The sequence below is a fragment of the Mangrovibacillus cuniculi genome, assembly GCF_015482585.1.
Lineage (GTDB): Bacteria > Bacillota > Bacilli > Bacillales > R1DC41 > Mangrovibacillus > Mangrovibacillus cuniculi.
This window is the reverse complement of the sequence record NZ_CP049742.1, coordinates 360302-381376: the sequence shown is the minus strand read 5'-3', so window position 1 is coordinate 381376 and position 21075 is coordinate 360302. Positions and strand designations below refer to the sequence as shown.

Here is a 21075-nt window from a genome sequence, read left to right as displayed (position 1 = left end):
ACTCCTTCGTGACTAGGTTATCCAATTCAACTTGAAATCACAACTCTTAAGGCTCTTTCTTTTCCAACTCCCAGTCCAATACTGTACGAACCACCAGCGCAGCCGGAATAATGTAGCCGATTAAAGACTCAATTACGGCTATTAATCTGCCAATTCCGATAGGCACAAAATCTCCGTAACCTAGAGAAAATAACGTCGTCGCACTGAAATAAAACATCGTCCATAAATCATCCAACGTCGGTTCTGGTGGAGTGGATCCTAACTGTTGTAACACCGCATGTCCATTCCAGTGATAAAGCATATATAAAAAGCCAAAGCCTATTAGCATCTGTAAATACACACAAGTCAAAATCCATAAATGACGCACGGAAAGATAAGGAGTGCCAGGTGATTTTGGTTGGCAAAGTGTTATAAACCCCATAATCATAATGACAACTATCGCTAATTGACCAATCCAAAACATAAAAAATCCTCCTTCCTTTCATTAGTACTTGTCCTTTATAAGTACGTTGAAAGAAAGAAGGATATTCGAAATTTTAATTTCCCGCTCCTCGATATCTCTTAACCCCAGCGTTCCACAGAACGACAGAAAGAACAAAGAAGGCTACGCCAACTACTGGTGTTAAAAATGCGTAACCAAACCACTCGGAGCGACCTAAGAAATACGCTGCTGGATACACACCCACGAAGGCAAAAGGTAAAATCCATGTCAGAACAAACCGGATCGCACGGTTGTAAATATCTACTGGATATCTTCCGTAATTTCCGATGTTATACATCATCGGCATGATCGACGTACGTGCATCAGACCAAAAGCCGATACTCGCAAGGGAGATGAATATGCCAGCATACACTAGAGCTCCACCTAACGAAAGTACAATAAAGATCAATGGGTCGTACCATGCTAAGTCGAGTCCTAACTCAGAGCCAGCATAAATCATGACTGCAATTCCAGTTACAATCCCAAACAACGACTCTAGTTCCATTCTTTCTAAGATAATCTGAAATAATGAATGGATTGGTCTCGTTAAAATACGGTCAAATTCCCCTTTTACTATATAGCGTTCGTTAAAATCCCAGATGTTAAAGAACGTAGAAAAAATCGCAAAAGGAACTAAGAAGAATCCATAGATAAAGATGATTTCTTCCCTACTCCACCCGTTTAATAAAGTTGTATGCCCGAACACTACAAGAATAAAAATTAAGTTAACAGCTTGAAACAGTAAATCAGAAAAAATTTCAACAATAAGATCTGCTCGATATTGCAGCCTCGTTTTCATATATTGCGCAATGTAACGAAAGAACATATTTATATAAAACATTTCTTACCCTCCTTGAATGACCATTTGTTTTTTAGCAGTCACCCATAGCAGTTGAATCGGAATCATCAGAAGGAAGACCCACACTACTTGTAGAAGAAGTGCATTCCAAATCTCATTTCCGACAAATCCTTCCGTGAAAATCATACTTGGTACATAACTGATTCCTTGAAACGGTAAAAACTGCATGATGTTTTGCGCCCAAAGTGGAAAGAAACTAATCGGTAATAATAGTCCAGAGAATAGATCAATCACTACTCGTTTCGCGCGAATTAAGCCATCATTGTTAAATAAGAAGAACGTTGTCATCCCTGTTAAGAGATTGATTTGCGTATTGATCATAAAGCTAAACAATAAAGAACATGCAAATAGAGCCCAAGTCGAGAAGGTTGTTGTGAACTCCATCGGGAAGATAAACGCAACGATGATCATTCCTGGTATGGAGAAAAAGGCAATACGGAAGATTCCTTCTCCGAAAGCCTGCATGGTTTTCATCCCAAGGTAAGAATAAGGTCGTATGAGTTCAACCGCTACTTTCCCCTCTTTAATCTCCATGGCTATTTCTCGGTCAATGTTATTAAAGTAAAATGCCCTTACCATCCAAGATACAGCAATATACGTTGTCATCTGGATAGCAGATAATCCTTGGATGTCATCTTGACCAGAATAGATTGCTTGCCAAAGGAAGTAATACGCACCAATGTTAATAGAATAAATTAAAATGCCACTGTAATAATTCGTGCGGTACGCTAACATCATTAAGAAACGTATTCGCATCATTTCCATATACTTTGCCAATTTCCACACCTACCCTATGGCTTTTGCAGCTTTGTTATCGTTTTCTGCAGAACCTTTTTCGTAGATTTTTTGAATAATATCTTCCGTAGATGTTTCTTCTATATGAATATCTTTGATAGGGAAAGCTTCCACAACATGTTTAATTAGCTGAGAAATAACTTCCTCGTCTGCACCAAGTACAATGGAATAACGCTGCTCTTTCTCGTCATACATCCACTTTTGTTGTGCAACGGAATCCGTGTGCATTTGCAACACTTCCACTGGGATATCATCTAGGAATTTCATGTGAATGATTTTCTGATCTCCCCAGTTTTGCTTAAGTTGAAGGAGACTGCCATCATAAATGATTTGTCCTTCGTCTAGCATCACCACACGTTCACATAGTGCTTCAATGTCACTTAAGTCATGAGTGGTTAAAAGTATTGTCGTATTATAGCGCTCGTTTATTTCTTTTAAAAATTGACGAATCTTTACTTTTACTAAAACGTCTAATCCAATTGTTGGTTCGTCTAAGAATAAGAGTTTTGGATTATGAATAAGCGCCGCTGCAAGCTCGCATCTCATTCGCTGCCCTAATGAAAGTTTACGAACTGGTTTATCCAAGAGTGGTTCTATATCCAGCGTGCGGATAATTAATTCCATGTGATCTTCGTACAAGTCATCTGGAACGTTATACACTTTCTTTAAAAGTCTAAAGGATTCTTGCACCGCAATGTCCCACCATAATTGAGAACGCTGACCGAACACTACACCAATCGTCTTTACGAATTTCTCTCTTTCTTTATGCGGGTCCATGCCATTTACGCGAACCGTCCCACTTGTTGGAGAAAGGATTCCGGTTAGCATTTTTATCGTCGTAGATTTTCCTGCTCCATTTTCTCCGATGTATCCCACCATTTCTCCTTGCTTCACAGTAAAGCTAATGTCTTTTACAGCTGGAACTATTTTAGACTGTCTATTTAAAAGGTCTCGAAAAGCGCCTGCAAGTCCAGGACGACTAGAATATACTCGGAATTCTTTTCGAAGATTGTTTACTACTATCGCATCCTTCATTTTGAAACCTCCTAGCTATTTAATTGCCGCAGTCTAGTGTAACACATGAAGGCTGTGTTCAGTCTTTTCGTGCTTGGAGATCGTGTCTATTCTCATCTAGCAGCGGATTTTCTCTTCCTTCGTAAGTTTGGGACGCGCCTATTCTATTCTCACCGCCAACTTCCTCCTCCGAGATGGGTATAGAGCGCCTCTATTCTCTTCTCACCATCAACTTCCTCCACCGAGATGGGTATAGAGCGCCTCTATTCTCTTCTCACCATCAACTTCCTCCTCCGAGATGAGTATAGAACGCCTGTATTCTCTTCTCACCGGCAATTTCCTCCTCCGAGATGCGTATAGAACGCCTCTATTCCCTCCTCACCGCCAACTTACGCCTCTGAGATGGGTATAGAGCGCCTCTATTCTCTTCTCACCGCCAACTTCCGAATCCGAGATGGGTATAGAACACTCATTTCAAATATCGACCATTTGCTTTACCTACCGATGGAGACTACAATAGTTACTAGTTTGAAAGCTTAGGAGGATTAATCATGAATTGGAATAAATCAGAGCAGTTACATGAAGAAGCTCTTCTACATATAGTTGGTGGGGTTAACAGTCCTTCCCGCTCTTATAAAGCAGTTGGCGGCGGAGCTCCGGTAACGATGGAGCGCGCGAAAGGAGCCTACTTTTGGGACGTGGATGGAAATAAGTACATTGACTACTTAGCAGCATACGGTCCGATTATCACAGGGCATGCACACCCGCACATCACGAAAGCAATCACGTATGCGGCAGAGAATGGCGTATTATACGGAACGCCAACTCCGCATGAAATTAAATTCGCGAAGATGATTAAGGAAGCTATGCCGTATATGGACAAAGTAAGGTTTGTAAACTCTGGTACAGAAGCTGTCATGACAACGATTCGTGTTGCTCGTGCATATACTGGTCGAGATAAAATTATTAAATTTGCAGGATGTTACCACGGCCATTCTGACTTAGTACTAGTTGCTGCAGGCTCTGGACCTTCTACTCTTGGGACGCCAGATTCCGCTGGAGTTACAAAAGCCATCGCGAAAGAAGTTATCACTGTTCCTTTTAATGATATTGAGTCATACAAAGCTGCGATGGATCGCTGGGGAGATGAAGTAGCTGCAGTACTAGTAGAACCGATCGTCGGAAACTTCGGTATTGTCGAACCTCATCCTGGTTTCTTAGAGGAAGTTAATAGAATTACCCACGATGCTGGAGCTCTAGTTATTTACGATGAAGTAATCACTGCCTTCCGCTTTATGTATGGTGGTGCGCAAGATATGCTTCAAGTAAAGCCAGATTTAACGGCACTAGGAAAAATTATTGGTGGCGGACTTCCAATTGGTGCATACGGTGGCCGCGCGGATATTATGGAACACGTTGCTCCATTAGGCCCTGCCTACCAAGCAGGTACGATGGCTGGTAATCCAGCTTCTATTCTTTCCGGAATCGCTTGTTTAGAAGTGTTAAAGCAAGATGGCGTTTATGAAGAGTTAGATCGCCTTGGGGCAAAGCTTGAAGATGGTATTTTAGCAGCAGCGAAGGAGCACGGAATTACCATTACCACGAACCGCTTAAAAGGTGCACTCACTATTTATTTTACAGATGAAAAGGTCGTGAACTACGAGCAAGCGGAGGCAACGGATGGGGAGCAATTTGCGAAATTCTTTAAGCTAATGTTGGCTCAAGGAATTAATCTAGCTCCATCTAAGTATGAAGCGTGGTTCTTGACTACTGCCCATACAGACGAAGATATTGACACGACATTACTTGCGGTAAATAAAGCATTCGAACAGTTAAAAAACGCATAAATAGTGTATAAAGCAACTACTATTTTACGGTAGTTGCTTTTTTATATAGATTTTTATTGAAAACGCTTACTTTTAGACTTGTACTTTTATTCAGCAGAACGAATAATTATTTGAATTCATACACTAGGTATGCTACCATATAAGTATTCTGAATTTTTTAATATATATGTGAATTCGGTCATTCTTTACACGGAGGTGCTGCAGATGACAAAGAACGTCGTGATGCAATCAATGGAGCAATTTACGAATTTTGCAGTTCAGGAACACGATGCTTGCGGTATTGTAGCAAGTCTTGAAAAAGAGCAAATCCCTACTAATCACAATGTGCAAGCATGTATCGATGCATTAGTTACGATGAATCACCGTGCTGGCTTTATTAATGGTGAAGGCGATGGTGCTGGTATTCATACCGATATCCCTCGCGCACTTTGGGAAGAAAAACTTAGGTCTGTTGGACTGGATGGATCTCTTGCATATGATGATTCTTTTATTGTTGGACATTTCTTTCTACAAAAAGATACTGCAAGTGAGTTAATACGCGAAACAACAAACCTGTTTAACGAACAAGGATACACTCTACTATATTCCTCTACTGAAGCGGCAGACATTACTGCTTTAGGACCCATCGCACTAAGTGAAAATCCAACATTTTGGCAAGTTGCACTAGTGCATTCAAACGTAACTTCTTTATTACCATTAACGATTCAATTAGAAGAAAACAAAAACTTTCATGTTGCCTCACTAAGTAAATCTGTCGTTGTGTACAAGGTAATGGGAGCTGGTGATACACTTCGAACATATTATCCAGACCTTCGTCATCCAAAGATGGCTTCTACTATTACATTAGGACATAACCGTTATTCAACAAATACTCAATCCTCTTTTTTTCGTGTGCAGCCATTTAGTTTACTAGGACATAACGGAGAAATTAATACGATTAGTAAGTTACGTGAAGAGGCAGAAGCTCTTTCTGTGACACTAACTCATCAAGGTAGTGACTCTCAAGATTTAAATAGAACGATTGAAACATTTATTGAAAGAGATGGATTAAGTCTGTTTGAAGCAATGGATGTAGTCTTTCCGCCTATCATGAATGAAATTTTTGCGATGCCGACACACCTACAAGATTTATATGTTTTCCTGAGAGAATCGTTTGGACACTTTGCACAAGGTCCAGCTGGGATTGTGTCTAGGTTCGGAAATGAAGCAGTTTTTAGTGTGGATTCTTTAGGGCTACGACCGTTGTGGCAATTAAGCACTCCTTCTTCTTATTTGTTTTCATCAGAACCTGGTATTCTACCAAACTCAACGTATGTAGAGGATCCTATTCCTCTAGCTCCTGGAGAAAAAGTGGGCTTCCATTATGAAGACGGTACTTTGAAGCGTTACACTCTGGAGAACTATCAAAATCGAGTGTTTGAAAAAATGAAAAAGCGTGTGGATTTCAAAGGTTACAGAGAACGTGCAACAAGCGCTGTATTGGAGAAAAATGTCCACTTCCTTCACCAAGATACGGTAACTGCCGGACAGTATAATGCGTACGGTTGGGATCGTGAACAGATACAGCTTGCAGAGCAAATGGCTGAAAAAGGCATTGAACCAATTCGATCGTTAGGACATGATTCTCCTTTAGCTGCTATTGATACTGGTCGAAAGAATGTTGCTGATTTTATCAAGGAAAGTGTAGCTGTCGTAACAAATCCAGCCATTGACCGCGATCGTGAAACCGAACATTTTTCTACTAGAGTAGTAGTTGGAGCTAGACCATTTTGGGATGGTGCACCTCTTGCAAAAACAATTGAACTTACATCACCTTTATTACTAGAAGGAGCTGTAGGTAACGATTTAGCTGACACGTTAAAGCATCCTTCTTTAGACCAATTAATGAAAGCGTTTGGAGAAAAGACTAAATCACTATCTTTATCTTTTAGTAACGAGGATACCATTCCTAGTAGGTTAAAAGCTTTAGAGAATGAGGCAGTTAAACTTGTAAAAGACGGAGCTTCCTTCTTAGTGTTAGACGATGCTCTTGCACATCATCAACAGTTATGGCTAGATCCAATGATTGCAGTGTCTGCAGTGGACAGAGCGTTACGTATAAATAAAATACGTCGTAAAGCCTCACTGGTCGTACGTTCTGGCTCCTTACGTACTCTGCACGACTTAATGGTTTGTCTTGGTTTAGGAGCAGATCTAGTAAGCCCATATCTATTGTTTACAACTGTAGCTTCCGATGACGAGGATTCTACTAAACGACTTCATGAAGCTTTAACAAAAGGTATGGAAAAAGTCATTTCGACCATTGGTATTCACGAGCTTCGAGGATATAGTCGCCTCTTCTCTGCCATTGGATTAAACGAAGAAATTACGGATATTTTAAAGATCCCTAACTTCTTTGGATCCAAAAATTTAAGAAGAGACTGGGACTATTGGAAAGAAGATGCGATGGCTAGAAAAGCAGATTACGAAGACGAAAAGCAACGACACGCGAAAAGCTTCTCCCTCTTCCCACGTATTTGGAAGTCTATCGGAGATGTAGCTAAAACTGGCGAATATACCGCTTATCGTGAAAAGTTAGATGAGATGGAAACAAGTAATCCAACTACGATCCGTCACCTAACAAAATTCGTGGAGAAGGATTCCACTGTTTCACCAGACGATGTGGATATTTCTGTTGGTGAGCATTCCCTACCATTCGTTATTGCATCCATGTCCTTTGGTTCTCAAAACGAAATTGCGTTTAAAGCTTATGCCGAAGCTGCTGACCGACTTAACATGGTTAGTTTAAACGGTGAAGGCGGCGAGATGAAAGAAATGCTTGGTCGATACCCGCGCACTCGAGGACAGCAAATCGCTTCCGGCCGTTTTGGAGTAAACGCTGAACTTCTTAATTCTTCTAACTTACTAGAAATCAAAATAGGGCAAGGAGCGAAACCGGGTGAAGGTGGACATTTACCGGGATCAAAAGTTACGGCGAAGATTGCAGAAGCTCGAAACGCGACAATCGGTTCAGACTTAATTTCACCTTCTAACAATCACGATATCTACTCTATTGAAGATTTAGCGCAAATGATTCATGAACTAAAAACGGCAAACGATCAAGCAAAGGTAGCTGTGAAAGTTCCTGTTGTGCCTAACATTGGAACCATTGCTGTTGGAATCGCTAAAGCTGGTGCAGATATTATTACCCTCAGTGGTTTTGACGGCGGAACTGGAGCTGCACGTATCCATGCACTGCAGCATGTTGGATTACCTGTTGAAATTGGCGTCAAAGCAGCACATAACGCGTTACTAGAAGCAGGACTTCGTGGGAACGTGGAGCTTTGGGCTGATGGAGGAATTAAGAGTGTATCTGATGTATTAAAAGTGATGTTACTTGGTGCGAACAGAATCGGTTTCGGTACCCTTTCCATGATTGCTATTGGGTGTACAACATGTAGAGGTTGTCACTTGGATACTTGTCACGTCGGCATTGCAACCCAAATTGAGTCAGAGGCTCAAGCTAAGGAACACGGTCTACGACGATTTGTTCCAAGACAATCCGATTTAGCTGTTCAAGGGTTAGTTAACTTCTTCACTGCTTTTGGGAACGAGCTTCGTGCGTTAACAGCAGCTTTAGGCTTTACAAATACACAAGATATCGTGGGACGTTCCGATTTACTCGAGCAACATCGCGATCAGCAATCGATGGATTTAACGTACCTTTTAAAGACTTTATCCATTGAAGCTGTAGCGTTTAAAAATAAAGAAGAGCCTTCTTCTCCTTCTTTACTTGTCGCTTCTGCCGTTGGAGCTGAATACCTTGATTATAAAGTAGAAGAATTATCTACATCTCGACAGTTTGCTTCTATTACATCAGAACAACGTGTATTAGCAAGTCGACCAGCTGGACACCGTGTTCGTGGACGTTTAAACGGCGGCTATAAAGGACTAGATCCTATCCACCTTCACTATAAAGATGGTTCAATTCCTGGTAACGGACTTGGTGCCTACAATACAGATGGTGTTCATATCAACGTGCAAGGTGGTGCACAAGATGGCTTAGCAAAGACGGCATTCGGGGAAGTATAGCTATCTTGAAATCGTTTGGAGCTAACGGACAGTTAGTTGGAGGTTCCACTGGTAAAGGCTTTGGTTATGGTGCTCAAAAAGGAACATTTATTGTGCAAGGTAGAGCAGACGCTCGTGCGGGAATTCGCTTATCAGGCGCTGATTTGATTATAGGAGACCAGCTAACTACTCCTGCAAAAGAGTCTGGTGCTAATCTAGGCACCACTGCATCCATAAAAGGATTTGCATTTGAATACATGACCAATGGACGCGGTCTTGTATTAGGCGATCCTGGTCCTTGGGCATGTGCAGGAATGACTGGTGGAGCTGTCTATTTTAGACTACAACCAGAGATGGGCTTAACAAAGAAAGCACTGCAAAACCGTCTTGCTAAAGGAGCAAAAGTTACCTTAACGGAACTTTCTTCTACTGGTGTAAAAGATGTACAAGAGCTTTTAACTAGCTACGTAACAGAACTAGAAAAGGACGGTCAGCAAGAGACTGCAGCCTCTTTAAAAGCGTTGCTTGCAGACCCAACGAACCACTTCTTGCAAGTAGTACCGGTAAAAGAGCAGGCAGATCCATCTGTTTCTACGGAATAATAAAAGCGGAAGGCCAATGCCTTCCGTTTTTCTATATTCCCTCCTTAGTAGTTAAAGTGTTTTCTTCCACAACTCATGATTCTTTTATATTTTCCTTGCACTACATTGACAAGGAATGTATAGTACTATAAGGTTGAAACAAATTACTTGACTAGTGTTCTCTCACTTTTCAAGACTAGAAGCAAAGCGAGGTTTATTTATACTCATGAAACTTGGAGCTCGGGTATTAAAAACGGGGATTGCCATCGTACTAGCGTTAACGTTAGCGGAATTACTTAACTTACCCTCCCCTATTTTCGCTGGAATCGCAGCCGTTTTTGCCATACAACCGACCATCTACCGTAGTTATTTATCTGTAATTGAGCAGTTACAAGCTAACATTATTGGTGGTGCTATCGCAGTTATCTTTGTGATGCTGTTTGGTAACCATGTATTCATTATCGGACTTGCAGCAATTATAGCGATTATGATTATTTTAAAGCTTCGTATTGAGTCGACCATTGGTTTAGCACTCGTTACGATTATGGCTATTATGCAAGAGCCTGGAGAACATTTTATTGAATTTGCTTTTATTCGAATCGCTACTATTATGTTAGGAGTCCTTTCTTCCTTTGCGGTGAATTTAGTTTTTATCCCACCGAAGTATGAAACAAAGCTCTATCATAAAACAGTTAGCGTGACAGAAGATACGCTAAAATGGATTCGTTTAAGCACACGCCATGCCTCAGAGCATACGCTTTTAAAGAAAGACATTGAACGTATAAAAGAGAGATTAATGAAGTTAGACCAACTTTACTTAATGTACAAAGAAGAGCGGAACTACTTCCGTTCTAAAGAAGTTTTAAAAACTCGTAAGTTAGTTATATACAGACAAATGATTTCTACTACTAGAAGATCTTTAAATATACTTCGTCGCTTACATCGATTTGATAATGATTTCCAACACCTTCCGGAAGAAACGCAGTTAGAACTTCAAGGTCAACTGGACGGACTCATCACTTATCACGAACAGTTACTTTTAAAATTCGCTGGTAAGATTAGACCGAATGTGGAATTGGAGACAGAAAGCACCGAAGCTCCTCAAAGAAAAGAGCTAGTAGGGCGTTTCTTACATCAAGTAAAACAAGATCAGGCGTGTGAAGAAGTGGAAACGTACCACTTCTTACATTTGATATCAGATATCTTAGAGTACGAAGAGAACTTAGTTCATTTAGAGAAGTTGATTAACAGCTTCCAGACGTATCATCAAAAAGAAAATACCGTTCGCCTGGATGAGATTGAGGATGAACGATGAAAAGAATAAAGAGAACCGTCTATGAGTTGTAGACGGTTCTCTTTTTTTGGTTTTTACTCTTTTGACGACCGTCTACCGCTTCCGACGGTTCTCTTTTTTTGCTTTTCACTCTTTTGACGACCGTCTACCGCTTCCGACGGTTCTCTATTTTAACTTTTCATCCTTTTGACGTCCGCCTCCCGCTTCTGACGGTTCTCTTTTTTTGCTTTTCACTCTTTTGACGACCATCTCCCGCTTCCGACGGGTCTCTCTTTTAGCTTTACATCCTTTTGACGACCGCCTCCCGCTTCCGACGGGTCTCTATTTTGGATTTCACTCTTTTAACGACCGTCTCATCCACATGGAGGTTCTCACATCATAACATCTCTAAAGTAGAGAACATCTTCCGTCCAAAATCGCCATTAAACATCCTTCATCTTCGGATCCAGCGCATCACGCAGGCCATCACCCATTAAATTGAAGCCTAGAACTGTCAGCATAATCGCTATTCCTGGGAAGACCATCATCCAAGGAGCTTGCAGCATGTACATTTTTGCATCCGATAGCATTTTTCCCCACTCTGGATTTGGCGGTTCCGCTCCCAACCCTAAAAATCCGAGTGCAGCTGCTTCAATGATAGCCGTTGCGACAGCCAGCGTACCTTGCACGATAATTGGTGCTAAGCTATTCGGCAACACATGCTGAACTAAAATTCTCGTATGGCTCATCCCGAGTGCCTTCGCTGCTGTAATGTATTCTTCTTCTTTTACACTCAATACTCTCGACCGAATGAGTCGACCAAACGTTGGGATATTAATGATGGCAATCGCTATCAACGCATTTTGTAAAGATGGTCCAAGAACCGCAACAATTCCAATAGCTAAAAGAATACTAGGGAATGCTAGCATAATGTCAAATATCCTCGAGATAATGGTATCAATCCATCTTCCAAAATACCCTGCAATAATACCAAGTGTACAACCGACAATAACAGAACCAATTACGGAGAATGTCCCTACCCATAGAGAAATTCGAGCACCATGAATAACCCGCGATAAAATATCACGACCAAAATCATCTGTACCAAACCAATGTTCACTAGAAGGTGCTTGTAATCTGTTAGAGAAATCTTGATCATTTATTCCTTCTGCTGCTAATAGCGGTGCGAATAAAGCAACCAAGATAAAAAATAAGACAATCCCTGCACCAACTAGACCTAATTTATTTTTCCTAAATCTCCTCCACGCTTCCATCCAAGGAGACTCTGGTTTCCCAGCTGTAATTTTTGCGGTTAAAGTAGTCATACTCTCCCCCCTATCGATACTTAATTCGTGGATCAATGACTGCATAGAGTAAATCCACAATTAAGTTGATGGTGACAAAGATAATTGCAACGATTAAAATACCTGATTGAATAACTGGATAGTCTCGAAAATTAATAGCTTCAAAGATATAACGACCAATACCAGGCCAACTGAAGATGGTCTCCGTTAAAATTGCTCCGCCTAATAGCAAACCAGTTTGAAGACCAATAATAGTTAATACAGGAATAACTGCATTCTTTAATGAATGCTTGTACACAACAAAAAACATTCTTAATCCTTTCGCATGAGCCGTTCGGATGTAATCGGATTTCATGACTTCTAACATAGAGGAACGAGTAATTCTTGCGATAATTGCCATAGGTATTGTTGCTAATGCAACACTAGGTAAAATCAGATGTTTTATAGTAGTTTGAAATTGAGCCCACTCGCCTTGAATGGCTGTATCAATTAAAAACAAATGGGTAATTGCCTCCACCGGATTCCTCACATCTTCTCGTCCTGAAGTCGGCAACCAATCTAGTTGAATGGAGAAAATCCACTGTTCCATCAATCCTAGCCAAAAAATTGGCATGGATACACCAATTAAAGCTAGTAACATAGCAGTATAGTCAAACCAAGATCGCTGGAACCAAGCAGAAATAATGCCTGCATTCACTCCAATAACAATTGCTATAAACATTGCACAAAATGTTAACTCCATTGTTGCAGCAAGGTATGGCCATATCTCTTCTGAAATAGCAGACTTCGTTCGTAACGATTCACCTAAGTCTCCTGTGAGTAAGTCCCCAACATAATAGACATATTGTGTATACCAAGGCTTGTCTAATCCTAAAGATTCATTCAGCTCTGTAATAGCTTCTTTTGTGGCAGCTTGTCCAAGGATCTGTTCAGCAGGATCACCTGGAATTGCACGAATCATAAAGAAGACGATTAATGTTAGTCCGAGTAAAACAGGAATTAGCATACCTAGTCTTCTTAAGGTGTAGGAAAACATCCATTTTCCCCCTTTCCTTCATTAACAATTTTAGAAAAAAAGAGAGAGACGAGTCCCTCTCTTCTTTTGCTTTATTTCATTTCAACTGTTGCTAACACATCGGACCCAGTTGGATGAGCTTTAAATCCAGAGATACCAGCTTTACCTGCTAATGCTGGGTTCGAGTGAACAAGTGGAATCCATGGAGCATCTTCGTGAATTAACTCTTGTGCTTGCTTGTAAAGCTCTTCACGTTTTGCTTGATCAGGAGTGGATTGTGCTTCTACTAGTAAATCATGTACTGCTTGATTCTGATATTGAGCGTAGTTATTACTTCCGATGCTATCTTGATCTAGTAGCACATAAAGGAAGTTATCTGCATCTCCATTGTCTCCAGTCCATCCTAGTAAGAAGGAATCAGCTTCTCCGTTACGAGCTTTTTCTAAATAAGTAGCCCACTCATATGAAGTGATTTTTGCATTTACACCAACAGCAGCAAAGTTTGCTTGTAGGGCTTCTGCAACCTTTTGTCCATCTGGCATATAAGGACGTGCAACTGGCATTGCCCAAAGTTCCATTTCAAAGCCATCTTCAAATCCTGCCTCCGCAAGAAGTTCTTTTGCTTTTTCAGGATTATATTCGTATCCTTCCAACGCATCATTATATCCAGCAATTACTGGTGGCATTGGGTTTTTCGCTGGTTCAGCTGCACCTGCATAGAACGCATCAATGATGGATGCTTTGTCTACAGCATAGTTAAGCGCTTGACGAACTAATTTATTTTGTAAAGGACCACGAGTATTTGTTAAGCCAACATATGCAACGTTCATAGAAGGACGATAGAACATTTGAAGCTCGCTGTTCCCTTCAATAGTAGGAACGTCACTGTAGTTCACACCGTCAATAAGATCTACTTCACCTGTTGCTAAAGCATTTACACGTGCAGAGTTGTCAGGAATCGCACGGAAAATAACTGTATCAAGTTTCGGTAAACCTTCTTCCCAGTAGTTAGGATTCTTTTCAATTGTAATACGGTCATTACGCTTCCACTCTTTGAATACGAATGGACCAGTTCCCACAGGATTTTCGTTAAACTTATCTCCGAATTGCTCTATTGCTGCTGGTGAAGCAATCGCGAAAGGTGACATTGCTAAGTTTTTATAGAAAGGAGCTAGAGGACGAGTTAGCTTAAATGTTACAGTGTACTCATCGTCTGCTACTACTTCGCTAATTACTTCTCCAAATTGAGAATTATAGTAGTAGAATTGCTCTTTACTTCCACCTTTCCATCTTTCAAAGTTGAAAACAACCGCTTCCGCATTGAAAGGTGTGCCATCGTGGAACGTGACACCTTCTCTTAATTTAAGTGTGTATTGTAAACCGTCTTCTGTATTCGACCACTCTGTCGCAAGTCCAGGGTGTAGTTCTGTATCTTGCTCACCAAATTCAATCAACGTTTCAAATACATTTTTCGTTACTTTAAATGATTCTCCATCCGTTGCTTGAGATGGATCTAAAGATACAGAATCTCCTCCACGTCCGAAGACTAATACTTGTGGTGTTTCTTCAGCAGGTTCTTCTGTCGTTACGTCTCCAGGATCATCTGTTGGTTTCTCTTCCTCTTTGTCATCCCCACCAGTACAACCAGCTAAAACGATAGATAAAACGAGTAGTGCAGAGATGAACCAAAGCCATGAACGTTTTGCCATTAATAAAGACCCCCTTTTATCTTAGAGCCCAAGCTCTTACTCTATGAAATATGCTTGTAATTCTTTCTTCATGCATTTAAAGTGAGAAATAGTTTAATTAATTTACTTCATGACAAGCGACGTAATGCCTATCTTTCACTTCTCTAAAGCTAGGAATCTCTTTCTTACACCGTTCCGTTGCCAAGGGACATCTCGTATGAAACACACAGCCTGATGGCGGATTGGATGCACTAGGGATATCACCTTTAATGGTCACACGCTTTCGTTCATTCCGAACAGTAGGATCTGGAATCGGAACAGATGATAACAGCGCTTGCGTATATGGATGCAATGGTGATGCATACAACTCTTCAGCTCCAGAAAGTTCTACTAGATTTCCTAAATACATTACTCCTACACGATCAGAAATATGGCGCACTACACCTAAGTCATGTGCAATAAACACGTAGGTTAAATCAAATTCTTGCTGAAGGTCTTCCAGTAAATTCAATATTTGGGCTTGGATAGATACGTCTAGTGCAGATACCGGCTCGTCTAATACGATAAGCTTTGGTTTCGTCATCAATGCACGAGCAATGCCAATCCGTTGACGTTGCCCACCACTAAATTGATGAGGATAACGAGAAGCGTGTTCTCTACGTAATCCAACAGTCTCCAATATTTTCGCAACTGCTTCTTTTCGTTCTTTTGCCGTATCATAAATTTTATGAACAATTAATGGTTCTTCTAGTATCTTTCCAATCGTATGCCTTGGGTTTAACGAAGCGTACGGATCTTGGAAAACCATCTGCATATCTCTTCTCATTCTTCTAACCTCTAACTCTTTTAGATCTGTAAGATTTGCATCTCGAAAAATAATTTCTCCAGACGTAGGTTCATGTAATCGCAGTAGTGCTCGTCCTGTTGTGGATTTTCCGCAGCCACTTTCTCCAACAAGACTAAACGTCTCTCCTTTATATACGTCAAACGATACATGATTGACCGCTTGTACTTGTCCAATCGTTTTCCCAAGGATTCCACCTGTAATAGGAAAATGTTTCGTTAGCTCTCTAACGGTTAACAGTGGAGTTTTACTCATACCAATGCCTCCTCTGCTTTTAAACAACGAACTAAGTGGCCTTCTGCAATCGCGCGTAGATCATGGTTATTTTCACTGCACTCTGTCGTAGCTTTTGGACAACGGTCTGCAAATCGGCAACCTATTTTAATGGAGCCTGGAATTGGTACCGTACCTGGAATAGAGTACAACCGCTCTTTTTTCTCTCGCATATCCGGTATCGAGGAAAGTAGGCCTTGCGTATATGGATGCTGCGGGTTACGGAACAACTCCTCTACGGTTGCTTCTTCTACTACTTGACCCGCATACATGACAATAACTCTGTCACACGTTTCAGCCACTACACCTAAGTCATGTGTAATTAACATGATTGCCGTTCCTAATTTTTGATTTAGTTCTTTCATGAGGTCCATCATTTGTGCTTGGATGGTTACATCAAGAGCAGTAGTCGGTTCGTCGGCAATTAAGAGTTTGGGTTCACAGAGTAAAGCCATGGCAATCATGACCCTCTGACGCATCCCACCTGATAGTTGATGGGGGTAATCTTTTAAGAGTGCTTCTGCTCGCGGCAGCCCCACAAGTTTTAACATGTCGATTGCTCTGTTTTTTCTTTCTTGTTTGGATAAAGATCGATGAATCGTTAACACCTCGTCTAATTGATCTCCAATTGTGAACAACGGGTTTAGAGATGTCATCGGTTCTTGGAAAATCATTGCGATATCGTTACCTCTTACTTTCCGCATTTCTTTTTCTTTTAATGTTGTTAGTTCTTTTCCTAGCAGAGAAATGGATGATCCCTCTTTTATTTTTCCAGGAGGCTGCGGGACGAGTCTCATAATGGAAAGGGATGTCACACTTTTTCCACAACCTGATTCCCCTACGATCCCAACGACCTCTCCTTCATGAATAGTTAAATGAACATCTTCAACTGCAGGAATCTCTCCTTTGTCTGTGAAAAATGAGGTAGATAAGCTTTTAACTTCTAAAACAGGAACTGACATAATGCTCCTCCTTCTTAACCACAGCAGACACTTGTCCACTTGTTTGGATTATGGTCACTATATGAGGGGGATAGCGGAAATATGTGTGGGATTTTATGGATAGGAGTCTATTTACCCATTAAGCTGATTTTCGTTAGATACCTGGAATTGCTTTTCACTCGGCTGGTGTACCGCGAGTCGCTCCTGCGGTATACCTGAAACCGTTTTTCTTTCTTCTGCTATACCGCAGCACGCTCCTGCGGTATACCTGAACCCGTTTTTCTCTCTTCTGCTATACCGCAGCACGCTCCACCGGTATACCTGAACCCGTTTTTCTCTCTTCTGCTATATTGCAGCACGCTCCTGCGGTATACCTGAAACCGTTTTTCTATCGTCTGCTATACCGCAAGACGCTCCTGCGGTATACCTGAAACCGTTTTTCTCTCTTCTGCTATACCGCAAGACATTTTTTCATCTCAAAGCAAAAAAGCCACCCAAAGAGCAGAGTTATCTTCTCTTCAGACGGCTTCTTTTTATACTTGGCTTTGTTGTAACAAACGGTGGAAAGCACCATCTTTTCGAATCAATTCATCATGTGTTCCCATTTCCACTACTTTTCCGTGTTCTAAAACGACAATGCGATCAGCGTGTGCAATTGTTGATAATCGGTGGGCTACAATAAAAGTGGTTCGATCCTTTGCTAATTCCTCTAAAGCATCTTGAATTAACTTTTCACTTTCCACATCTAATGCAGAAGTCGCTTCATCCAACAGAAGAATTGGTGGATTCTTTAAAAATACCCTCGCAATCGCAATTCGTTGCTTTTGGCCGCCAGAAAGTTTGACACCTCGTTCTCCAACCTGCGTATCATAACTATTTGTTAATCCTTCAATAAATGTATGAGCATTTGCGGCTTTCGCAGCAGCCACAACTTCTTCATCAGAAGCGCCAGGCTTACCGATTTTGATATTCTCTTTAATCGTATCGCTAAACAAAATGGTATCTTGTAGCACAATACCATACTGGTTCCTCAAGTCAGTCAAATCATACTCTTTAATATCCACTCCATCTAAGAGTATCTTCCCATCTGTTACATCATAGAAACGTGGAAGAAGACTAACGATCGTCGACTTCCCGCCTCCGCTCATTCCGACAAGAGCAATCGTTTCTCCAGACTTCACATGCAAATGCACATCTTTTAACGTATCATCATCTTCGTCGTTATAACGGAAAGAAACATGGTCAAAGATGATTTCTCCCTTCGTTCTCGGTAGCGCCTTTGCATTCGGGCTATTTTCAATATCATATGGCTCATCAAATAACTGAAACATACGATCCATGGAAGCGATAGATTGCGTCAAAGTAGTCGAAGAATTAACCAATCTACGTAACGGGCTATACAGTCTTTCAATATACGCTAAAAATGCTGCTACTTCTCCCACAGAAATGCTGCCTTGAATTGCTTGATAGGCTGCAACAGCTAGAACCAACAATGGAGCAATGTCTGTAATCGTATTTACCACTGCAAACGCTTTTGCATTCCAACGCGTGTGATCCAATGCTTTGTGTAAAAAAGTATCATTTCGCTCATCAAATTGACGTTGGTCATGCTCTTCAATCGCAAAACTTTTTACTACTGCCATACCGCTCACTCGCTCATGCAAATGACTTTGCACATCAGCTAACGCTTGTGAACGAACTCTTGTTAAGGAACGTAAACGACCAAAGAAATACTTTACAGAGCCCCCGTATAAAGGGAATAAAATAATCGCTACAAACGTTAAAGGGACATCTAAAGTAAACATAATTCCTATAGCAATGATGATCGTCGCAATGTCAAGCCACACATTCATTAGGCCTGTGACAACAAAGTTTTTTGTTTGCTCTACATCGTGAATAACTCGTGAAATGACTTCTCCAACCTTGTTATTGGCATAAAAGCGAAAACTTAATTGTTGAAGGTGTCCATATGCTCTCTCTCTTATATCATATAAGATTTTGCTTGCTGTCCACTGAGCAAAATACTGTCGATAATATTCAACAGGTGGTCTCACTACTAAATAAATCACAACAGCTGAACCCATTACCCAGGCTACTTTTGATAGCTTTTCATCTGCCGTCAATATTTCTGATAACACTATATCATCAATTACATATGCAATAAGTAATGGCAATAATAGCGGGATAACAAATTTCACAATACCTATTACTAATGTCAATGCAATTGCCCATCGGTATGGACGGACAAAGGTCATATATCTCTTTACACTACTCAAACCTAGACACTCCTTTCTTGCTGCAAAACAATTCGTTTTTCGTCTTGGTTTTATAACAGATAAAAAGGCCGGACTAAATTTAGTCTGACCTTTCTTTTCATTTACGATACGTCAAATAGCGCTCATACCAATTGTCCACGAAGTCTGGAGCAAAAGGTCCTTTGCGCTGGCGTATCCAACGAATTAACTTGTCCACATTTCTTCGTAAAATGTGATCAATTACATCGGGATATCCCATTAGTTGACGATGATGCTCATATTCATCTTCATCTAACAATGTAAATGTCATATCTGGATACACTTTAATGTCTAAGTCATAGTCTATGTATTTTATTGCTTCCTTGTCGTACACAAATGGTGAACTTAAATTGCAATAATAATAAATTCCATCTTCTCTTAGCATTCCAATAATATTAAACCAATGCTCGGCATGGAAATAACATATTGCAGGTTCTCTAGTAATCCAGGTACGACCATCCGATTCCGTTACCATTGTACGATCATTTCCGCCAATAATAATACGACGAGACCCTTTTAGAACAGTGGTTTCTTGCCAAATACGATGGATATTCCCATTATGTTTATAACTTTGAATTTGTGTACCTTCTCCTTCGGTGGGAATCCACATACAACCTCCTACTTTCTGTTTTTCGACTTCTGCAAACGTTACACTTACAACCTTGCCAAATTTATCCTATACTCTAACGTGTCCTTTCTATTATAACGGTTTATTATGCAATTTAAAACTAAAGAACATTATCAATTTCAATAGTTTACAGTTATTTCATGTTCTTTTTCTTGATTTAACTCTTTATATGTTTCAATAACTAAGGCAGTTTGTTCCTCAAATTCTTGTTGAATTAATCGCAGTTCTTCCTTCATTAAATTAATTTCGTTTTGTACTTCCCCCAATTCGTCTGCCTCATTTATCTCAGAAAGTTGTTTTTCTACTTCTTGACATCTTTCTAATTCTCCTTGTAAATACAATAATTGTGACATCGTTTCCATTTGCGCTGACACTACTTTTTGAAATGCACTCATCTTTTGTTCCTCCTCGGTCAAGTATTCTCCTTACTACCATTCTTGTTTGTACAACTAAATTCCTTTGCTAACCACGCGTCGACTTTTCGATAAATTGTGCGTCATGAGTAAAAAATCTGACGGAGAATCATGATTTCTGTCGATAAGAGAATTGGTGTATGAGGAGTGTTGGTGAAGTGTTTCTGTAATGCGTAGATATTCATTTGTAGCTAAGACGTAAGGGTGGATACTTATCTAACGGCTAGCTAGGAACCTTAGTAAGGATACTAATCTAAGAACAGACCACAACACGTGGTCAACGATGAGTTGTTACTGATCACGTGACAAAAAAGCCAAAACTCGAATAGTTTTGGCTTTTTTTTACTTCATATTAATATTTATTTTGTTGGTTGTTTTGAGCACCAGAATTCTGAGCTTTTTTAGCTTCAGCTTGTTGGTTTTGCTCTTTTACTTTTTGAACGTCTGTTTGAGAAGCGAACTCAGCACCATACTGTTGCTTAGCTTGCGCTTGTCCTTGAGCAGAAGCAGCGTTTTGTTGCTTCACTTTTTGAACGTCTGTTTGAGAAGCGAACTCAGCACCGTATTGTTGATTAGCTTGTGCTTGTCCTTGTGTAGAAGCAGCGTTTTGTTGCTTCACTTTCTCAACGTTTGTACCAGATTGAGTTTGTTTGTAGTTGTTTTCCATTGTTATCACCTCCACGAAGATTAATATGTCCCCCTATGAGAGTGATTATCCTTCTTTATTTAAATTTATTTGGGTTGTTTTGGTATTTATTTTTATCTTTATTAATCA

15 protein-coding genes and 1 pseudogene are annotated in these 21075 nt (G+C 40.4%); 3 read left to right on the top strand and 13 right to left on the bottom strand.

Features of this window, described 5'->3' with window-relative positions; translation table 11 throughout:
• Positions 1-46 precede the first annotated feature (46 nt).
• The 4 genes from G8O30_RS01830 to G8O30_RS01815 form a co-directional block, all read right to left on the bottom strand.
• Entirely contained in the window at positions 47-463 is a 417-nt protein-coding gene (locus G8O30_RS01830) for a potassium channel family protein (protein ID WP_239673316.1), read from the bottom strand.
• A gap of 73 nt (positions 464-536) precedes the next feature.
• Complete coding sequence (locus G8O30_RS01825) at positions 537-1322, bottom strand: ABC transporter permease (protein WP_239673315.1); 786 nt, start codon at positions 1320-1322, stop codon at positions 537-539.
• Between the two features lie 3 nt (positions 1323-1325).
• Positions 1326-2117: an ABC transporter permease gene (locus tag G8O30_RS01820; protein ID WP_239673314.1), complete on the bottom strand. Its 792-nt coding sequence runs from the start codon at positions 2115-2117 to the stop codon at positions 1326-1328.
• Between the two features lie 9 nt (positions 2118-2126).
• Positions 2127-3170: an ABC transporter ATP-binding protein gene (locus G8O30_RS01815; RefSeq protein ID WP_239673313.1), complete on the bottom strand. Its 1044-nt coding sequence runs from the start codon at positions 3168-3170 to the stop codon at positions 2127-2129.
• Positions 3171-3700: 530 nt separating this feature from the next.
• Here G8O30_RS01815 and G8O30_RS01810 point away from each other — a divergent pair.
• The 3 genes and pseudogenes from G8O30_RS01810 (at position 3701) to G8O30_RS01800 (ending at position 10942) form a co-directional block, all read left to right on the top strand.
• The gene (locus tag G8O30_RS01810) at positions 3701-4996 is read left to right on the top strand and encodes a glutamate-1-semialdehyde 2,1-aminomutase (protein WP_239673312.1); all 1296 of its coding nucleotides are present in this window, start codon (positions 3701-3703) and stop codon (positions 4994-4996) included.
• Positions 4997-5218: 222 nt separating this feature from the next.
• A pseudogene (locus tag G8O30_RS01805) lies at positions 5219-9648 on the top strand (glutamate synthase-related protein).
• A gap of 205 nt (positions 9649-9853) precedes the next feature.
• Positions 9854-10942: an FUSC family protein gene (locus G8O30_RS01800; protein ID WP_239673311.1), complete on the top strand. Its 1089-nt coding sequence runs from the start codon at positions 9854-9856 to the stop codon at positions 10940-10942.
• 401 nt (positions 10943-11343) lie between these two features.
• Here G8O30_RS01800 and nikC read toward each other — a convergent pair whose 3' ends face one another.
• The 9 genes from nikC to G8O30_RS01755 form a co-directional block, all read right to left on the bottom strand.
• Positions 11344-12225, bottom strand: coding sequence for a nickel transporter permease (gene nikC, locus G8O30_RS01795; protein ID WP_239673310.1), 882 nt, complete (start codon positions 12223-12225; stop codon positions 11344-11346).
• Positions 12226-12235: 10 nt separating this feature from the next.
• On the bottom strand, positions 12236-13240 hold the full coding sequence (locus tag G8O30_RS01790; RefSeq protein WP_239673309.1) for an ABC transporter permease: 1005 nt from the start codon (positions 13238-13240) through the stop codon (positions 12236-12238).
• Positions 13241-13311: 71 nt separating this feature from the next.
• Positions 13312-14928 (bottom strand): ABC transporter substrate-binding protein, encoded by a 1617-nt coding sequence (locus G8O30_RS01785; RefSeq protein WP_239673308.1) that lies wholly within the window; start codon positions 14926-14928, stop codon positions 13312-13314.
• Positions 14929-15025: 97 nt separating this feature from the next.
• Entirely contained in the window at positions 15026-16006 is a 981-nt protein-coding gene (locus G8O30_RS01780; protein WP_239673307.1) for an ABC transporter ATP-binding protein, read from the bottom strand.
• Positions 16003-16986, bottom strand: coding sequence for an ABC transporter ATP-binding protein (locus G8O30_RS01775; protein WP_239673306.1), 984 nt, complete (start codon positions 16984-16986; stop codon positions 16003-16005). Before G8O30_RS01775 ends, G8O30_RS01780 begins: the two co-directional genes overlap by 4 nt.
• A gap of 512 nt (positions 16987-17498) precedes the next feature.
• Entirely contained in the window at positions 17499-19241 is a 1743-nt protein-coding gene (locus G8O30_RS01770; protein ID WP_275576509.1) for an ABC transporter ATP-binding protein, read from the bottom strand.
• 97 nt (positions 19242-19338) lie between these two features.
• On the bottom strand, positions 19339-19869 hold the full coding sequence (gene ntdP / locus G8O30_RS01765; RefSeq protein ID WP_239673305.1) for a nucleoside tri-diphosphate phosphatase: 531 nt from the start codon (positions 19867-19869) through the stop codon (positions 19339-19341).
• 137 nt (positions 19870-20006) lie between these two features.
• On the bottom strand, positions 20007-20282 hold the full coding sequence (locus G8O30_RS01760; RefSeq protein ID WP_239673304.1) for a YgaB family protein: 276 nt from the start codon (positions 20280-20282) through the stop codon (positions 20007-20009).
• Positions 20283-20652: 370 nt separating this feature from the next.
• Positions 20653-20967: a gamma-type small acid-soluble spore protein gene (locus tag G8O30_RS01755; protein WP_239673303.1), complete on the bottom strand. Its 315-nt coding sequence runs from the start codon at positions 20965-20967 to the stop codon at positions 20653-20655.
• Between the last annotated feature and the right edge of the window lie 108 nt (positions 20968-21075).